This window comes from Pseudomonadota bacterium, from assembly GCA_026388315.1.
GTDB lineage: Bacteria > Desulfobacterota > Syntrophorhabdia > Syntrophorhabdales > Syntrophorhabdaceae > MWEV01.
In genome coordinates, this window is sequence record JAPLKA010000054.1 from 1 (window position 1) to 19,162 (window position 19,162).

Below are 19,162 nucleotides of genomic sequence, written 5' to 3' on the forward strand. Positions count from 1 at the left end.
TCCTTTCAGCGGTAATGACGCCTTGATCTGCAATGGTTTCCGGTAAAACCACGACAAACTCTTCTCCGCCGTATCGACAGGCATAATCAACTTTTCGTATACGACGACGAATGACGTCTGCAAATCTGGTGAGGACATGATCACCTTCTATATGTCCATAGGTGTCGTTGAAATGTTTAAAATTATCAATATCCATCATGAGGATTGATAAGGGATGTTTGAATCGGTTGGCACGGGCGATTTCTGCTTCCAGAACATTATAACAATGCCTGGTATTATATAGTTTTGTTAAGCCATCTGTAATGCTTAATTCTATGTATCTCTTCTCACTCTCCCGCAGCGCCTCCTCCGCCTGCTTGCCTGCCTCTTTGGCAGACAGGCGCTCGGTGATGTCCTCAATTGTACCCTCGTAATGTGTTATATTACCTTGTCCATCCTTTACAGTATGGGCGTTGATTGAAACCCAGATTGTTTCCCCACTTTTTTTGCGAAACCGTGTCTCGTACTTTTCTACCTTTCCTTCCTTAGATAAGATTCTTTTAAAAATTTCTCTATCTTCAGGATTGACGTACATCTGAGTTGCAGTTACATTATTGATTAATTCTTCAGATGTATCATATCCATACATTTTTACAAGGGCAGGATTAGCACTTAGAATGCGTCCCTCGGGTGTGGTTTGATAGATTCCGAGAATCGCATCATTGAAGATATTGCGGTATTTCTCCTCTGTCTGGAGGAGCTCTTTTGTTTTCTGGTACTTGTACTCCCTCCTGAAATAGAGCAAAGAAACTGTAAGGAAGAGGAATATGACGAAACCTGTAGCTGCGGAGCGGATGAAATACCCGTATAATGACTTCAGGATTGCATCTTTCTCCTGCCCGACAATGACTGACCAGCCAATCCCCCTTACAGGTGCAAGAGATACATAGGAGATGCTCCCCTTTTCTTTTGCATCTGAAACTTCCATATCAGTCAAGACCCCTGCGCCTGCCTTTTCCAGTACGCGTGCGTCAGGGTATTTCGTTATGTTCTCCTCATAGGGAAAAACATTACTGAATATGATGTTCCCTTCCTGGTCGAGGAGGGTAACACTCTTTCTGGGATCTAATGTATTTGCCCTGATGAGGGTGGTAAATAAGGAGGTGTGTTGGATACCACACAGTATCCCGATGACTTTACCGTTTCTGTCAAATACCGGTACGGATACGGCAACAGCGAGACCTTTTTCCAGGACAATCCTCCGGTATATGGTAGAAATATAGGGTTTCCATTTCCTACTTACCCCTTTATACAAGTCACGGTAGGCAAAGTTCTTGCCAAACCCCTCTTTGCTCACCGGGTAGTTTGCCCAGATAGTTCCATATTGATCGTAGAGAACGAGGGCATCAATTTCAGTATGATGCTTGCTTAAGGATTGTAGGTGATACAAGGCACGGTGAAAGTCCTTCTTCTTCACTGCATCGATAAAGAGGGGACGTTGTGCGTAGGATTCCAGAATACCGATAGCTGCTTTTTGATGCTCATATATGACCGAGGAGAGGAGATTCGCCGTTGATGAATTTTCAGCGATTGTATCCTTTACTACATACTTATAGTGGTTGCGTGTGATGTGAAAGGTGATGAAAAAGGTAATAATCAAGAGAAACGCGATTATTACGGCATATAATTTCTTCCCTTCAAATAAGGTTTTCATGCATCTCCCTGCCTATTTAGTAACAGCGTATCGGATTCTTTGATTCTCTGTTTTAAGAAGGGTATCTCTTCGATTAATTTCGGATGTGTGCTGGATGTATCTTTCATCTGGCCTCCCTATGGTGATAAATAGTGCCAAGATATATTAAGATATTAAGAATATTATAGTAGATAAGCAGAAGTGTCAATTGTAAATCCATGTGAAACATAAATAAATAACATGGATTTACAATGGATAACCCGTGTTCGTATTGATTCAGTGAATAGTCGTTAGTGAATAGTGAACAGTGATGAAGACAGTGAAACCGTACATCGTACATAGTACATAGTGTTTTAAAACGATGTACTATGTACGAACGACGAACGACAAAGTAAGGGTATATAATTGATATAAGGAGCAGGGGTAAGGGATTCTCGATACTTGATACTGGATGCTTGTGAATAGTAAATAGTGAATGATATCCGAAATCCGAAATAGGATGAAAAGAAAAGAGGCAGGCCTGCGGCTACCCACTATTCACGATAATGCCGTATCTCGTTCCTCGTATCTCGTTTTTTTAACGCTTCACGCTTCACGTAAGGTTTAATCCCGACAGCGGAGGGACATAACGCTTCACGGGTTTCATCGCTTCACGGGTGTTGGCCTTTATCCGGTAAGCATAAGGAATTGCGTTGCAGGAATTACATAACAGTTATCACGGAAAACCTCTGCGGTATTGCAATGATAGACAATCTGATAAAAAGGGATATTCAACTTCTTGTTGAAAAATTTTCCAGGAGCACTGATTGCAGTATCCGTTTCTTTTGCTTCAAACAAAGCAACAGGGCGATTATCTTTTACAAGAACAAAGTCCACTTCGTGTCTATTCTTATCTTTTATATACATGACTTCGAAATTTCCCAACCCTGTTTCAGTGAGTCGTGATGCCATTCCGAGGAGACTTACGGCAATCAGATTTTCAAAACGGTAACCTGTATCGGAAATATTCGACCAGTCGTAGAAGTACAGCTTGGCCTCCTTCTTCACGGAGCGCAGAATATTTTTATGCCATGGCCTGATTGTAAAAATCAGATATAACTCTTTCAAAATCTCAAGCCAATTCGCTATCGTTGCATGGTGGTAGCCGGTATCTTCGCGCAGGGAATTAATGCTAAGCGGAGATCCGACCTTTGTGGGAAGTATTTCTATAAGTTGTTCAACGCCTCTTATATCTGCGATCCTTGATAAATCACGTATATCCTCTTTTGCAAGAAGCGTTTTGTATTCACCCTGCCATCTCCGGTGAAATCTCGGCGAACCCTTAAGGAATGGTTCAGGAAACCCGCCAAAGGTAAGCAGATTTGCAAGATGACTCTCAAGGCCGGCATTGTCTACTTTTCTGGCATAATTAACCAACAAATCTCCTTTTGTAAAAACCTCATCGTTTTTAACAATATAAGAGAAGTTCTCTGCCGCCTCCGGCAGTCCAAGAGGGAACATCTGGTATGAAAAGTACCGTCCTATTAAAGAATCTCCTGATTTTTTGTATAAGCCCAGACGGGCGCTGCCCGTAACAAGAAGCCTTATGTTGTCTTTGCTGACATCATAAATGCCCTTGAGAATATTTCGCCAGTTTTTGTGCTTATGGATTTCGTCGAAGACAAGAGGGACGGGTTCACCTTTGAATTTATTGTCAATAATATTCCTGAAATAAAGGGGGTTTCTGTTATATTCTTTCATAACAACCGGATCGTCCCAGTTGAAATACATACTCTCAAAACCAAGGGATGCAAGCCATTTTTTTGCAAAAGTAGTCTTCCCTATCTGCCTTGGGCCTGTGAGAAATACCATTTTGCCTGCATTCATTTCGGGATCAAAAATGTATGTGCCAACCAGTCGTTCCATATAACCAATTTATACCAATATGTAAAAAAGTCAAGTCTATTTTACACAATCATGTAAAACAGACAAGAGAGAGCTCAAGGGTCAGGCCACTGACAAGGGACAGGCTGAAGACTGAAGGCGATAAAGACTGTTCAAAGTTCAATGCTCAATGTTTTCTGATTGCCATGAGCCATGGGCTTTTATCGCTTCACGGTTCGCCATCCAGTATTCAGCCTACGCTTCACCATTTACTGTCCGAGGTATAAGTCACCCTGGATAGTGATGTTTTTATCTTTAAGTTTAGCTGACAACTCTTCCTTATTTAACGCAAAGAGGGGGCTGATTTCGACCTGTATGTCAGGCGGAGCAACCACCCCCGCCGATTCCAGCCAGCCTTTATAAAGATTGACCATATCTGCGCGCGCTGTTTCAGCAGAGTCAACACCTTCCTTGTTTTTTACAGGAGAGAATTCTTCTTCCCGGATTACCTCCATGAAACACGCCTTGCCGGCAAAGGATATGGCGTCGAACACAAAGGTTTCAAATTTCCACCCGGTGACTTTTATCTTTTTGCTGTCATGCGCGATTGTGTCGATATGTTTTACGGCACGGTGGTAGGGAAGGGCGAATCCATGATAATTGAGCCGCTTAATTAACCCGAGGCTCAATACGTGTATTGCTGTATTGCCAGCCCAGTAGAGGATGTTGCCATCCTTATCGAGGGCGCGCATATCTTCTTCTTTCATTTCACTGTATTCAATAATGGCTCCCTTGCCGCCTACGGACACACAGACGCCGACTTTTTCATCAATGTTTTTGCGTTTGACGGCCTTTGTGGATATTTCCGCATTCTCCATCCTGTGATATCCGAGGAATAGAGGGTCTACTATCGTTGCGAGAGGGTTGTCCACCTGGCAGTAAAAAAGTTCTGTAATCCCCTGGTTTATCAACCGGGTAAGAAGGCCGGAATCATGGAGCGCCTTGAGAGATCCGCCATGGCCATCAGGATTTTCGAAAATACCGGTTTCATCTTTCAGGATCAGCTTTCCTTGAGGGGTAATGCTTGGAAGCCTCCCCTGCTGAAAGAAATGCACGTTTTCCCTGTTCAACCCGAAAAACGTATGTTCATTGAAGAACTTCACGGTCTCATGGTGGTTTTCGTAGCTTGTCATGATGAGGAGCGGTATCGTAGTATCATAATGTATTGATGCCGCCCCGACAGATTCACAGAAGAGCTGAAAGAGGGTTTTTCCCTTTACGGGTGATACAGGAAGGGTGCCTTTCGGGCCGTCAAAACCGAGCCTTGACCCCTGACCGCCGGCAACGATTAAAACAGCGGTTGCATGTTTTCGGATCAATGATTCTCCCAGTTGTCTTGCCTCTTCCCTGCGTGCATTTTCTTCGTCTGTTTTTGGGGTTGAAATCACTGATGCCGGTCTTATATCGCCGGAATGTACCGGTGAGGTCTTTTTGTGCATGAAATTTTCGTGTATCTTAAAAACAAGGTCTAAATTTACGCCTTGCAGGCCTTCGAGGAATTGCCTTTTTCTTTCATCGGGGAGATTTATATAATGGTCTGTTATATGCTGCTGGTTGTATGTTTTTAAGATTTCAAAGAGTGCTGTTTCAGTCATGTCTCATCTCCGGTTTATTTATTATATCTGATATCATACATTATTTGCTTAAACTTCTTCACCAGCGTTATGATGTTCTTGCCGGAGGTTGTCTCATAATGCATCTCATCCATGATGGAGCGCATTATGTGGAGCCCCATTCCGCCTATCGGCATAGCGTTTTTATTATATCATTTTTATATTCATTTATTAATTTATTTCACATGGGCCTCGCTGAAAGCATTTGTTTGCGCGTTGGCACTGCTCGGGTCTATGGCGTTTACAGTGGCCCCAACCCAGTCCGCGGGCAAGGTCGCCAATAAGCTCGACCGCTTCGCCATCGGCGACCGCGACGAGCTGAAATACAACGCCGACAGCTCACTTGATATTTTCATTCAGCATAAGTCGCCCGGCAAGGACAAGGAATCCAACTGGCTGCCGTCGCCGGACAAAGGCGTGCTTAGCGTTACCATGCGCCTGTACGCGCCGAAAGCACAGGTCGTTGATGGACGATGGGCGCCTCCGGTGGTCAAGAGAGTGGAGTAGGTGTCTAATGATTAAGAGACCACAAGGAAAGCAAACCAGCTATTATTAGTGCGTATAAAATTAGTGCGAATAAAACCTTTGTGCATTAAACATGCAGAAAAGACTGAAACGCAATCATTTGTAGCAATCTACCTCTATTAATAATCATTTTAGTTATAATGTTATCAAGTTAGGAGGTTACAAAAAGCTGCTTAAACTTGCAAACTTTGTGTTGAGAAGTTTTATCAACACGGGTATATTAAAAAAGCTATAGGTTCAAAAAAACAGGAGGGAATAATGAAAATTATGAAATGTATAGTTGGGAAGAGCTTGCTTGCTCTGTTGCTGCTTGCGAACGTAGCCTTCGCCGCCGAACCCTTGCCATCCTGGAACGACACCGCACCGAAGAAGGCCATCGTCGCCTTCGTCGAGAAAGTGACAAAATCCGGATCGCCGGACTTTGTGCCAGTCGCCGAGCGCATCGCCACCTTCGACAATGACGGTACGTTGTGGTCCGAGCAGCCGATGTATTTCCAGTTCCTCTTCGCCCTTGACCGCGTGAAGGAGCTCGCACCGCAGCATCCGGAATGGAAGACTAAAGAGCCCTTCGCCTCACTGCTCAAGGGCGACGTGAAGGACGCCATCGCAGGCGGTGAACCGGCCATCGCGCAGATCCTCATGGCCACGCATGCCGGCATGACCACTGAGGAGTTCGAGCAAATCGTCAAGGCCTGGCTCGCCACAGCGAAGCATCCCAAGACCAAGCGGCCTTATACGGAGATGGTCTATCAGCCCATGCTGGAACTGCTGGCCTACCTACGGGCGAACGGCTTCAAGACCTTCATCGTTTCCGGAGGCGAATCCGCATTTATGCGCCCGTGGACGGAGAAGATCTATGACATCCCACCCGAGCAGGTCATTGGCAGCAGCATTAAGACCAAGTTTGAATTGCGCGACGGCAAGCCGGTGCTGGTGCGCCTGCCGGACATCAATTTTATTGACGATAATGAGGGTAAGCCGGTGGGCATCAACTCACACATCGGACGGCGCCCCATTGCGGCATTCGGCAACTCTGACGGCGACCTCCAAATGCTCCAGTGGACGACCGCTGGAAGGGGTGCCCGCTTCGGCCTTATTGTGCACCACACCGATGCAGCCCGCGAATGGGCCTACGACCGTACGTCCTCCATCGGTCGACTTGACAAGGCGCTCGACGAAGCTAAGGTCAAAGGCTGGACGGTTGTTGACATGAAGAACGACTGGAAGATCATCTACCCATTCGAGAAGAGGTAACAACGGGGCAATGTCGGGCATGCCAGGTGACAACCGGTTGCAGCGGACGGCACTGGCGTGCCAGGCTGACCCCAATTTAATACTCTCTTTTAACTCATAATCTTCAATTCCTGGGTATGGTTCGTACTGACGCATTGCAGGTAAAGCTCGTATGCGCACGTTGCTTCCTGATATACGTAACATATTTTTCTTCATTCTCACCTTTCATCAACACCAGCGAAAACAGTTATTGACACAGAGGGAGCGGCCTATGATCTACTGGCCAAGATGCACCAAGGCATTGCGGAGTGGAGTACTGGAGATCTTTATCAGCCCTTGGTACGGATGGTCCAACTCCTGGATTAGAAAGAGTGATCCCGAGAGGGATAACGCGCAGAGGAGCAAAACGATAATTACCGTTGTGTTGCGAGGGGAGAACAGGCCAAAGCTGGTGAAGATAAGGGTGAGCCAGAAGACCAGTATCACGAGGAACGACATCGGGAGAGAGCTCTGTCCGAGTTGCTCGATGAGGTGCCAGCGAGCTTCGGCGATGTTGTCGCTGAGCTGCAGAGCCCGTGACTGATGCCAGCGCTGGGTATCGTTCTTTGGAGACAGTTGCTGCAGTTTGTCCTGAATATTTTCGAGCCCACCCCCTCCTCCTGTCTCACGGATCTTTGTGGTCATGTGCTTCTCTTCTGACCAGATCCTCTGGATAGTGGAGGTAACGCCGCTTCGCAGAAGATCGCGGATTTCCTTCGTTTCCGGCCCGTAATGGGCCATGACGCGGTCGAGAAGAACAATCTTTGAGGCAGTCTGCCTGAGTTCGTTGTTCATGGTATCAAAAGTTCCCTTCGCCGAGGAGATCAGCAGGCCAAGGACGAGGGCTGCCAGTGTCGCAATTATACCGGCTCCCAGCTTCACGACATCCTTTGAATCATCGTTCACATGATGTTCGGGCAAAAGGGCGCGAAGCAACATGCCGAACAGCGCGCCGCCAAAGATGCAGACAAAAGCGATTAAAGAAATTGTCAGGGATTCCACTATTAACCTCCGTCTACGGGTCCTGAAACATGCCGATCATAGGCAAGACGTGTCGCCCTTGAAAAAACAATGGGGGGCAGGACTATCTCAACGATCACCACATGCTTTAGCTGTATGACTTATCTCCTTCATCCAAGCTGACAGATCTGACTATGGTAAGCAGTTCCGGAGCTAATTTATGTATAGGATGCGCCTGCGTGATCACCTTTGCTTGCCCCTTACCACTTTCAGTCTGGTTTCGATGTTTTGATGTATTCTGTTGTTTTATTTAGCGATCATTCCTTTTTTTTACTGATTACTTTACCGTGAGCGGCCGTTAACTCCCGGGTTATTTGGGAAGTGTGCTGGTATCGTACACTGCAATGATGCGCACGTTCTGGTAACGGTGCTCGACCTGCAGTGATTCGCCCTTAGGCGCATACATGTCGCCGATGCCCGTGACCTTGTAGAAGGTGTGCGGGATGTTCACCAGGTACTGGTCAATAATGGGCATGGGGGTTTCCGAACGCGCGATACTCAGCTTCTTGTTGACCTGTGCGGTCCCGATGGCAGATGCACTGCCGATGGAAAGCAGAATAACCTTCCGTCCATGACTGGCGCGGGAGAGGTAGTCGAGGAAGGTGATGAGCCGCTGTGTCTGTGCCTGATCCAGCTTGGCTGATCCGGTCTTGAAGAATAACGTTATCTGACCGGTGCCCTGCTCGTTTGAAAGTTTTTCGAGCTTTGCCAGTGACTGCTGTGCCGTCTGTAACTCCTTGTTCTCCGTGGACTGCAGCTCTGCCATACGCTTATCTTCCTTGTTGAGATGCCCTTGCAGCTTGTCGAACTCCTTCATGCTGTTGTTGTTCGCATCCACAATCTCCTGTGCCAGTGCATCCGCCTGTACCCCGGAGGCAGCGCCTGTCCATGTGCTTTTGGGTACGGTGACCTGCTGCTGCCCGCTGGGTTGCTGCATCACGACGACCTCGGGTTTGGTAGCGCATCCGCTAAGAAGTGCCACGCTGATGAGAACTGCCATCATTGGTAAGACTGTTTTTACTTTCATGTGTTACCCTCCTGCTTGCTGTTAGTAGTGACTTTCTATACAATATACAAATGTGCATAGGGGATACAAGACATTTCTCTCAGAGGACTGGCAGGATTTAATAAGATTTCTCTGTGGTTGTTGCTTAACGGCAATCCTCCTTCTTTTTTGCCCATTCGTATGCTTTGCAATTTCCCATGCTACATGCCTTCTGAGCATCACTGCACCCACTGGTGGTATTGCCCATAAGCAAATACGCAATACCTCGGTTGTTGTATGCCATGGCAAGGTCAGGTTTAAGACGGATAACCTCGTTACAATCTTCAATTGCCTGTTGGTACAGACCAAGGTTAGCGTATGCTAACCCCCGGTTGTAGTATGCTTTGGCAAGGTCATACGGTCCCAGGCGGATAGCCTCATCATAATCCTCGATAGCATGTTGATGCTGCCCGAGGTTAGCATAAGTAAACCCACGGTTGTTGTATGCCTCCGCATAATCCGGTTTCAGGCGGATAACCTCGTTGTAATCCTCAATTGCCTGCCGCTGCTGACCGAGTTTATAGTAAGCATCACCACGGTTATAGTATATGTCGGCATCATCCGGTTTCAGGCGGATAACCTCGTTGTAATCCTCAATTGCCCGCTGGTACTGGCCGAGTTTATTGTATGCCCACCCCCGTTTGGTGTATGCTTCGGCAAGGTCAGGTTTAAGGCTGATAACCTCGTTGTAATCCTCAATGGCCCGCTGGTACTGGCCGAGTTCATCATACGCAATCCCCCGGTTGTAGTATGCCTTCGCATCATCCGGTTTGAGACGGATGGCCTCATTGTAGTCTTCAATTGCTGGCTGGTGCTGGCCCAGGTTAATGTAAGCATTCCCCCGGTTCACATATGCATCAGCAATATCCGGTTTGAGACGGATGGCCTCATTGTAGTCTTCAATTGCTGGCTGGCGCTGTCCGGGTTCATCGTATACTGTCCCCAGGTTGTTGTATCCCTCCGCATCATCCGGTTTCAGGCGGATAACCTCGTTGTAATCCTCAATTGCCCGCTGGTACTGGCCGAGTTTATTGTATGCCCACCACCGGTTGTTGTATGCATAGACATAATCCGGTTTCAGGCTAATGGTCTCATTATAGTCCTCGACGGCCCGCTGGTATTGACCGAGCTCACCATAAGCAAAACCACGGTTATAGTATGCGGTAACATAATCCGGTTTCAGGCGGATAACCTCATTGTAATCCTCAATTGCCCGCTGGTATTGACCGAGCTCACCATAAGCAAAACCACGGTTAAAGTATGTATCTGCATCATCCGGTTTCAGACGGATGGCCTCATCGAAGTCCTTGAAGGCCTGTTGGTATTGCGCAAGCTTGCTATAAGCAATCCCCCGGTTGTAGTATGTCTTCGCATCATCCGGTTGCAGGAGGATTATCTTGTCGAAGTTCTCGATTGCTCGTTGGTACTGACCAAGGTCATAATAAGTTATTCCCCGCTGCTCGTAGGCATCGATATAATCCGGTTTAAGACGGATGATCTCATCCAGGTATTCCGTCGCCTTTTTCGGATCGGTGTATTTGCCGTTATTTGTGTCCCACAGGGCGAACAGCTTATCAAACCAGTCCACCGCCGTGAGCCCCTGGGATGCCTCCTGAAATTGCTTCTCCAAATCCTTGCTGCTTTTGTTTTGTGCTATTAGGCGCAGGTTTTCCTCTTCCAGTTTGGCTATCTTATCCAGCAGTTCCTTCTCCCTCTCTCTGGCCTGGTTGAGGTTTTCCAAGTGGGTTCTGTTTTGCAAAAGGTTCTCGACTCTGGCTTCCAGAAAGGATGTATCAATAACCACCTTGACCACGACTTCAATGCCAGAGTCATCCCCGCTGATGTAACTCTTCTGTGATACAACCTCTGTCTTCAAGACACCTGCTGTCAGGGCAAGGATTTCATCTTTCTCTACCCGTAAGTTTTTGACAACAATGAGACCTTCCACATAGACCCATGCCATTTCCAGGGCTTCCCGTTCTGCTCGTGCCACCGCGGCAATCCTGGCATCATCAGGGGATTGATTACCCTCAAAAGGTTGTTTGACTGTGTGGGTGACGGTCTTCATCTCTCCTGACGCAGGGAAGGGGATAAGGCTCAGAATAACCGCCACGATAACGGCAAAGCAGAAGAAGGAATATGCCTGAATAGTTGGAATATGCTTTGATAACACATCTCTCACGAATTACCCCCTGTGGTTATATCAAGGCATAGAAATATTAACTTCAACCATTTTCGTTTATATCATGAATGGTCAAGATATTCACTTTTTATTACGTTGAGGAAATGCAAGATTTATGCTCTCTTTCAGATGGAAATCCGCAATCTCTGGTGTTGGCTGATTTCAATTACCAATTGACTCTATTTAAACGTAAAAAATCCTGTGCCTGTTGATGACCGAACCTTGCTGCAGTTTTATAATCCACGACTGCCCGCTGATAGTTCCCAAGATTATGATAAGCAATACCGCGATTAAAATAAGCCAGTGTAAGTCCGGGGTTCAGCTCTATTGCCTTGTCAAAATTCTTAACTGCCTGCTGGTAGCTGCCAAGATTGTCAAGGGCAGTTCCGCGATTATAATAGGTTAATGCATCTTTAGGGTTTAGTTCGATGGACTTATCATAATCTCTGATTGCCTGCTGGAAATTCCCGGACTCAGCATATGCAGTTCCGCGCCCGCTGTAGGCCTTTGCAAACTTCAGGTCGAGAACGATGGAATTGTTATAGGCGTCAATAGCATCGTTGAGATATCCTGAGGCCTGATATGACCTCCCTTTTTCAAACCATTCAACCGCATTTAACTCTTTGGTGCTTCTCTGATATGCCCCTGATTTTTCCCGCTTCTCTTCGCCCTTTACCACCATTAACTCGTCCTTCAGTTTCTCGTTTTCCCTTAACAGTTCTTCTGATTTTCTCCTTACTTCCTCCAGTTCTTTTGTCTTTTGACGGTTTTTACGAAGGTCATCGATAGCTTTGATGACCTCATCAGGGTTTGCCATGATTCTGGCTTTAAGATAGTATACATGACCGTCCCATCTCTCAGTTATTACGTCTGTTTTTACTATTCCAGCGGGAAGGGTGATAATCTGCTCTTTTGTAAGTTGAAAATTTATTATTTCTGTCCTGGTTTCAAGATAGGCCCCGAGATCTTCCAAAAGAAGTCTTTTTATCTGTTCAAGGGCAATTGCCCTGCTTGTAATTTTGCTATCTGCATCGCTTGCCCGATAGGTATACTCTTTCTCAAAGGTTTTTATTTCAGCAGCGACAGGATCCGTGATAAGGAGGAATATTGAAACAAAGACTAAGATTGATAATTTTATACCACCAGGTATTTTCCTTCTCATGAATTATCCGGGATATTTAAAAGCATCATATTATGTCATATGTTGGTTTATCTAAGCATATCAATGGGGTCACACCCCTCTACTATTGACCAGTATTTGTTCAATGAGCCGTCTAATGTCAGCATCATCATCGATATTGAGGATAAGTGGTTTCATAGTCTGTTTTTATCCATATATTATGTCAACGCTCTCAATATATTGTGATAGCTTTTCGATCCATTTTTTTATTTCTTCAACATCATTCTCTTTTGCCGCCTTTTCTATAGATGCCCCTATGGTCGTAATTTCGTCAAAACCATAACCCCCACCGGAACCTTTCATGCTGTGCCCCAGGATACGGATGTTTTCAAAATCACCGCTTTCAAGTGAAGCGCGTATAGATTTGATGTCTTTATGCCTGTTCCCGATATAGCCCGGGATAAGATCTTCAAGGTCTTTATCAATACGGACAATGATTCTTTTGCTTTCCGTCATGGTGCCGTCCTGCGTCATAGCATTTACCTCCATGCTTTAATTACAGGCTGAAGCAAAATAGAGGCTGAGGTCTTCAGTCTAAACACCTTCAGTCTGCGGATTGTTGACCTTGTCTTCATAATTATATCGTACCGTGATGTTTTGCATTTTGCAACTGGTATATATATTTCAAGGTAATGAAGGGCCGATATGTACTTTACTTTTTTCTATTGTACATGATGTTTTTTTGGCATAAAATCACAAGACCAAGGAACAAGGAAAAAGGAGCAAGGACCGATGTTTTTTTATTAACCTTTCACCTTTCACCTTCAACCTTTCACCTTAAGAAGGAGGTCATCATGTCTGAAGTACGTTATAATGTCATTACCGGTGATTGGGTAGTCATTGCAACCGAAAGGGCAAAACGCCCCGAGGATTTTGCCCATGTTAAACAAAAAAAAGAATTACCTGCTTTTGATCCTGCATGTCCCTTTTGCCCTGGCTGTGAAGATAAAACACCGCCGGAAACGTTTCGATTGTCTGATACTGAAGGAAGATGGACTGTCAGGTCTATTCCCAACAAATTTTCTGCATTTTCCCCTGAGGGGGACGTGGTAAAGCATAAAGTTGATTCAAGGCAATTCATCTCAGGAGTTGGTCTCCATGAGGTTATTGTTGAGACACCCCAACATAATATGACTGCAGCGCTCCTTCCCCTTGCCCACGTTGAGCAGATTTTAGAGATGTATAAAAATCGTTTAATCGCCTTTTATAAAGACCCGAGAATAGAACATGTTATCATTTTCAAGAATCACGGGGAAGGGGCGGGGACTTCTCTGGAGCATCCCCATTCACAAATCGTTGGCACGCCGGTAATCCCCGGACAGGTAATGAGCCGTCTTGAAGAAGCGATCCGGAACTATTATTATGTGAATTTTGGTGAATGTGTTTATTGCCTTTATCTTTCAAATGAGCTGAGCGATAAAGTGAGGATAGTGGGGGAAAATAAGTCTTTTGTGGCCTTTATACCATACGCGGCCCTCTCACCATTCCATCTGTGGATATTTCCACGGAGACATGTGTCATGTTACGGCAGCATAAGGGATGAAGAGATATCTGACCTGGCCGCCATTCTCAAAGAAATGCTGTTACGATTATATATAGGACTGGACAATCCCGATTTCAATTATATGGTAAGGTCGCTTTCACCGAAAGAAGCAAATTCAAAATATTTTCATTGGTATATTGCGCTTGTTCCGAGGGTATCCCAGGCAGCAGGTTTTGAACTTGGCACAGGTATGTTTATTAATACTGCATTGCCTGAAGCAAGCGCACAATTTTTGAGAGACGTGAAAATATAACAGACTGAAGCTTATCTGAGTTTATATTTTTTAGCCCATTGGGCAACGTGTATGGGGCTTTCGAGCACCTCAACTCCTGCTGAGCGCAATGCCTCATGCTTTCCTGCCACAGTTCCTGAAGAGCCGCGCACAATGGCACCAGCATGGCCCATCCGCTTACCCTGCGGTGAATAGCGTCCCGCGATGTAAGCAGCAACGGGCTTGCTCATTCTTCTGGAGATGAACCCGGCGGCCTTCTCTTCCTGTTCTCCTCCAACTTCGCCAACTACGATTACCGCGTCGGTACCTTCGTCTTCTTCGAAGAGTTCGAGGATATCGGCAAGGTTCCTCAGGACAACCGGATCGGCTCCCATGCCTACGACGGTGCTCTGACCCACATTGTTCTCAGAGAGAATGCCTGCAAATTCATAGGAGAGTGTGCCACTGCGGGAGACGATACCCACACGGCCCGGTGCAAAAAGAGATGCAGGCATGATGCCCATTTTACCTTTTCCGGGAGCGAGAATACCCGGGGTTGTTGGTCCGAGTGCAAAAACACCCTTTTCAATGGCATGACTGCGCATTTTAACCACATCCTTAACGGGAATGTGTTCAGGTACAACAACGATGAGCTTGATTCCTGCTTCGATGGTTTCCAGAAAGGCATCGAGAACGCCTGCAGCAGGAACAAAAAAGACCGATGCATTGGCGCCTGTTTCCTTCACCACCTCCGCAACACTGTCAAAAACGGGTAATCCTTCAACGGTAGCCCCTCCCTTGCCAGGGGTGACACCACCTACGACCTTTGTCCCGTAGGCAAGCATCCACTGGGTCTGGGCGCTTCCTATACGACCGGTGATGCCCTGTACTATGACACGGGTAGAATCATCAATTAATATACTCATTAAAAACCTCTATATTATGTTGTAATGTTTTTGTATTCATTCAGTTTGATTTTATTGTTATGCCGGAACACTGTTTTCCTCCCTGCTTCGCTGCGCGCGGTGTACCCACTAAGATTCGGAATTCACTCAATCTGCGAACTCGTGCTATGCACTCAAACAGCGCAGATTGTCCTTCGGAACGTTCTTTCTCATCAAGTGGGTTCCCCAACCGTGCTCGAAGGCGCGACTCGGAAAAAGTTCTTCCAGCATCATTATGTTTAATAAACTCAGAGTCATAAATGTTTTATCGTTTTTCACTCGAACCCTCGAACCCTCGAACCCTTGACCCCTTGACCCCTTTTTATCCATTTACCAGCTCATAAAGCCTCTCAACGGCTTTTTCTATTACAGGGGCTTGCGTCGCCCCCTCCAGCAGCAAAGCTGCCGGAGCCACCCCCTCTCGCTCACTGTGCGAGCTTGAACGGCTTAATCGGCTTAATCGGTTATTTACCAACCAGCTCATAAAGCCTCTCAACGGCTTTTTCCGTTGCTGCCTCAGTCACCACATGAACACCGGCGGACCGGAATATCTCCCAGGTCTCCTCCTGACGGTTTCCGAGCGCCTTGGCGACAATGGGTATCTTCACGTTGTGTTCCTTGATATAGCGAACCACCCCTTTGGCTCCTTCGTGGATGGGGTTGATGCCACCGTAGACATTTATGAATATGGCTTTGAGGTCAGGCTTCATCATGATGAGTTCCATACAACGGTAAAGCTGATCGGCCGTAATACCCCCTCCTGTCTCAAGGAAGTTGGCCGGTTTCATTTTTTCTCCGATGATGTCCATGGATGCCATGCCAAGTCCTGCCCCGGAGGAGATGAGTCCGATATCCCCGTCGAGGTCCACATAGGTAACGCCGATCTCCCTGCCTCTTCGCTCAAGGGGGTTCTCGATCCGGTCAATACGATCCGGCAGAGGCAAACGGATCCTCGACAGGGCAGAGTCATCCACTTCCAGTACGGCATCGATAGCAATCAAGCCGCCGTTGGGAAGGACGACAAGCGGATTGATCTCAGCAATGAGGGCCTCGTAACGCACTCCGATATTAAAAAGCTGTCCGATCACATCGCTCCAGGCAGTAACGAGTTGTTGTTTGAGGCCGAGCATCCTCAGGAGACTGCGAGCCTGGTAGGGGTAATAGCCAAAAGAGGGGTCGATGTGGATTGCAGCGATCTTTTCCGGCGAGGTCTTTGCCGTTTGTTCGATCAACACACCACCTTCAGTACTGACCACAATAACAGGTTTACCCGAATAGCTATCCACCGTAATGCCCAAATACAGTTCCTTTGCAATCTCCACCTTCTCGCACACGAGTATCTTACGGACAGGCAATCCCTTAATCTCTGAAGTGAGCAGTGCATCGGCGATTTCTTTTAATTCGTCCGGCGAGGATGCCGTTTTGATACCGCCCGCAAGTCCCCGGCCACCAACGAGGACCTGGGCCTTCAACATAACGGGATAGCCTATTTCTCCAGCTATATGAAGGGCTTCGTGCATTGTTCCTGCAAGACCACGGCGCGGAACAGGGATGCGGTTCTGTTCAAAAATGTCTAATGCCTCATATTCATGAAGTCTCATAACAGTTCAATTCCTTGTTTAAGTTGTTTTATTAATTGCATAGTGCATTTATTATGAATGCAATCATCAAGTATAAATAGACAACTGATTTATGTCAATTAAAAAATTAATATTTTAATTGCAAATCAAATTTAATTGTTGTACCATATCGCATGTCACAGAATAAGACAAATGAAAAAGCAAAACAACAGGAAGACAGTAGCCAGATTGCATATCATGGAATCCGACGCATGCTTTACACTAAGGAGCTTGTGCCTGGCCAGAGGATTGCTTACCGGGACCTTGCTGAGAAACTTCAACTGAGTCCGACCCCCATCATTCAGGCCCTTAAATGGCTGGAACTGCAGGGTTTTGTTTGCCACGAAGCGAACCGGGGCTATTCTATGGCGCCCTTCAGCCTGAAAGAAATAGAAGAACTGTACGAACTCCGGGAGCTTGTCGAGCCTTCGTTAATTTCTGCCACAATCCAGTGTATTGATAAAGAAGGCCTTCGTGAGCTTAAAGCGGCACTGGAGGCTCATTTGTCAGCGGAGAGAGAATTCTATTTAAAGGAAAGGCTTTTCAAAAACAGGGAATTTCACATGACCCTGGCGTCCCTTTCAGGGAAGGCGACACAGATCCGATTACTACAGAATGTTTTCGATATGTTGTTCCTTAAGTACGGTGGGAACTACTTTCCCATGGCATCGCTTACGTCCACCGATCAGGAACATCAGGAGATATATGATGCGGTTGCATTGCGAAGTCTCGAAAGAGCCCAAAAAGTGCTCAAAAATCACCTCACCAATGTGAAGGTACAGGTCCTGTCGAGTGTCCGGAAGATATTGGCGGAGCAGGAACGGTCTCCATTCTGAAAAACAGGCAGTGCTATTACAGGGGCTTGCGTCGCCCCCTCCATCAGCAAAAGCTGCCGGAGCCTCCCCCTCTCGCTCATGGTATTCGCTATTGTAGTTCAATTTAACGTTAAGGAGGTAATACAACATGGGTCTTAAAACAAAAGAGGAATATATCGAATCTATCCGGGCTCTCAAGCCGGTGGCATATATGTTTGGAGAGCGCCTCACAAACATCGTAGATAACCCCCGTATCCGCGCAGGCATTGAAGCAACAGGAGCTACATACGATTTGGCAGAAAAGCCGGAAAACCGTGATCTTATGGTTACCACAAGTCCGCTCATCAATGAGCCGGTAAGCCGCTTTACGCTTCCGCCTGCGAGTATCGAAGACCTCGTGGCCCGGGTAAAGGTGAACCGGAAAGTTGCCAATTATGTAGGAACGTGCCACCAGAGGTGCACAGGCCTTGATTGTCTGTCCACGTTATCTATTGTGACCTACGATATTGACCGGAAATACGGGACTAACTACAATAAAAATTTTATTGAATTTTTAAAGTATATGCAGAAAAATGATCTCACCGGAAATGCCGGCGTTACGGACGTAAAAGGCGACCGTTCCCTCAATCCAAGCGAGCAGGTGGACAAGGACATGTTCCTCCGGGTCGTTGAAAAACGTGACGACGGGATTGTCGTTCGAGGGGCAAAGGCCCATCAGACCGGTTCTCTCTCGTCCCATGAAATCATCGTGCTTCCTACCAGGGCAATGGGCAAGGCGGATGTAGACTACTCGGTCTCCTTTGCCATTCCATCAGATACAAAGGGATTGATTCACGTAGTCGGCAGGTCCACCCTCGATATGCGGGAACTGGATGGCGCCGATTGCGGAAACGTTTTCTATTCCAAATACTGCCCGACTCTCATCTTTGATGATGTTTTTGTGCCGTGGGAAAGGGTCTTTATGTGCGGCGAGACAGAATTTGCAGCAGAAATGGTTATCAAGTTTTCCTCCTTCCACCGTCAAAGCCATGGCGGATGCAAATCCGGAAAGATCGACTGCATGATCGGTACAGCTCTCACTATGATGGACTATAACGGCACTTCCAAGGCCGGTCACCTGAAGCAGAAGGTTATCGATATGATACACAGGGCGGAAACTCTCTACGGCTGCTGCCTTGCCTCTTCCTATGAAGGGCAGAAACAGCCTTCCGGAAGTTACTTTATCGACACGGTACTTGCCAACGCCTCCAAGATCCACGAGGGCAGGGAAATGGCTGAAGCTACCAGATTGATGATAGATGCCTGCGGTGGCTTTGTTGCGGATTTACCTTCTGACAGAGATTTTGAGAACCCCGAAATTGGCGGTCTCCTGAAGAAGTACCTGAAAGGTGTTGATGGCGTTCCTGTTGAAAACAGGGTCAGGATGTACAGGTTAGCGGAAAAGCTGGCGCTTGAAAGCGCTGATACAATTTCCGATATCCATGGTGGCGGTTCCCCTGAAGCGCATCGTGTGACCATTTTCCGTGAAACCGATACAGCGGCTAAGAAAAAAGCAGCCAAGAGACTGGCAGGGATTAAGGATTAAAAAGACTCAAAAA

14 protein-coding genes and 1 pseudogene are annotated in these 19,162 nt (G+C 46.6%); 5 read left to right on the forward strand and 10 right to left on the reverse strand.

Features of this window, described 5'->3' with window-relative positions:
• The 3 genes from NTX75_07250 to NTX75_07260 all read right to left on the reverse strand — a co-directional run.
• A partial coding sequence (locus NTX75_07250) for a diguanylate cyclase (GenBank protein ID MCX5816028.1) occupies positions 1–1,693 on the reverse strand: 1,693 nt, incomplete at its 3' end.
• 645 nt (positions 1,694–2,338) lie between these two features.
• Positions 2,339–3,577, reverse strand: coding sequence for an ATP-binding protein (locus NTX75_07255; GenBank protein MCX5816029.1), 1,239 nt, complete (start codon positions 3,575–3,577; stop codon positions 2,339–2,341).
• 227 nt (positions 3,578–3,804) lie between these two features.
• Positions 3,805–5,190 carry a UTP--glucose-1-phosphate uridylyltransferase gene (locus NTX75_07260; GenBank protein ID MCX5816030.1) on the reverse strand — a complete coding sequence of 462 codons (1,386 nt, stop codon included), beginning with the start codon at positions 5,188–5,190 and terminating at the stop codon, positions 3,805–3,807.
• A gap of 288 nt (positions 5,191–5,478) precedes the next feature.
• Between NTX75_07260 and NTX75_07265 the strand changes: the two are divergent.
• Together NTX75_07265 and NTX75_07270 are read left to right on the forward strand one after the other, a co-directional pair.
• Positions 5,479–5,715: pseudogene (locus tag NTX75_07265) on the forward strand (DUF1214 domain-containing protein).
• 276 nt (positions 5,716–5,991) lie between these two features.
• Positions 5,992–6,987 carry an HAD family hydrolase gene (locus NTX75_07270; protein MCX5816031.1) on the forward strand — a complete coding sequence of 332 codons (996 nt, stop codon included), beginning with the start codon at positions 5,992–5,994 and terminating at the stop codon, positions 6,985–6,987.
• A gap of 255 nt (positions 6,988–7,242) precedes the next feature.
• On the opposite strand, the gene NTX75_07275 is transcribed toward NTX75_07270, so the two are convergent.
• From NTX75_07275 to NTX75_07295, 5 genes are all read right to left on the reverse strand, one after another.
• Entirely contained in the window at positions 7,243–8,007 is a 765-nt protein-coding gene (locus tag NTX75_07275) for a DUF4239 domain-containing protein (GenBank protein MCX5816032.1), read from the reverse strand.
• A 328-nt stretch (positions 8,008–8,335) separates the two neighbouring features.
• Positions 8,336–9,052 (reverse strand): hypothetical protein, encoded by a 717-nt coding sequence (locus tag NTX75_07280; protein ID MCX5816033.1) that lies wholly within the window; start codon positions 9,050–9,052, stop codon positions 8,336–8,338.
• Between the two features lie 124 nt (positions 9,053–9,176).
• A complete protein-coding gene (locus NTX75_07285; GenBank protein MCX5816034.1) occupies positions 9,177–11,252 on the reverse strand; it encodes a tetratricopeptide repeat protein in 2,076 nt (691 codons plus the stop codon).
• A 166-nt stretch (positions 11,253–11,418) separates the two neighbouring features.
• Complete coding sequence (locus tag NTX75_07290) at positions 11,419–12,414, reverse strand: tetratricopeptide repeat protein (GenBank protein ID MCX5816035.1); 996 nt, start codon at positions 12,412–12,414, stop codon at positions 11,419–11,421.
• 165 nt (positions 12,415–12,579) lie between these two features.
• Complete coding sequence (locus tag NTX75_07295; protein ID MCX5816036.1) at positions 12,580–12,906, reverse strand: Hpt domain-containing protein; 327 nt, start codon at positions 12,904–12,906, stop codon at positions 12,580–12,582.
• Between the two features lie 200 nt (positions 12,907–13,106).
• Here NTX75_07295 and galT point away from each other — a divergent pair, with 200 nt between their 5' ends.
• Entirely contained in the window at positions 13,107–14,228 is a 1,122-nt protein-coding gene (gene galT, locus NTX75_07300; protein MCX5816037.1) for a galactose-1-phosphate uridylyltransferase, read from the forward strand.
• 11 nt (positions 14,229–14,239) lie between these two features.
• On the opposite strand, the gene sucD is transcribed toward galT, so the two are convergent.
• Both sucD and NTX75_07310 read right to left on the reverse strand, forming a co-directional pair.
• On the reverse strand, positions 14,240–15,112 hold the full coding sequence (sucD, locus tag NTX75_07305; protein MCX5816038.1) for a succinate--CoA ligase subunit alpha: 873 nt from the start codon (positions 15,110–15,112) through the stop codon (positions 14,240–14,242).
• Positions 15,113–15,594: 482 nt separating this feature from the next.
• Positions 15,595–16,731 (reverse strand): acetate--CoA ligase family protein, encoded by a 1,137-nt coding sequence (locus NTX75_07310; GenBank protein MCX5816039.1) that lies wholly within the window; start codon positions 16,729–16,731, stop codon positions 15,595–15,597.
• Between the two features lie 152 nt (positions 16,732–16,883).
• On the opposite strand from NTX75_07310, the gene NTX75_07315 reads away from it, so the two are divergent.
• Positions 16,884–17,585 (forward strand): GntR family transcriptional regulator, encoded by a 702-nt coding sequence (locus tag NTX75_07315; protein MCX5816040.1) that lies wholly within the window; start codon positions 16,884–16,886, stop codon positions 17,583–17,585.
• Positions 17,586–17,712: 127 nt separating this feature from the next.
• Positions 17,713–19,149 carry a 4-hydroxybutyryl-CoA dehydratase gene (locus NTX75_07320; protein ID MCX5816041.1) on the forward strand — a complete coding sequence of 479 codons (1,437 nt, stop codon included), beginning with the start codon at positions 17,713–17,715 and terminating at the stop codon, positions 19,147–19,149.
• Positions 19,150–19,162 lie beyond the last annotated feature (13 nt).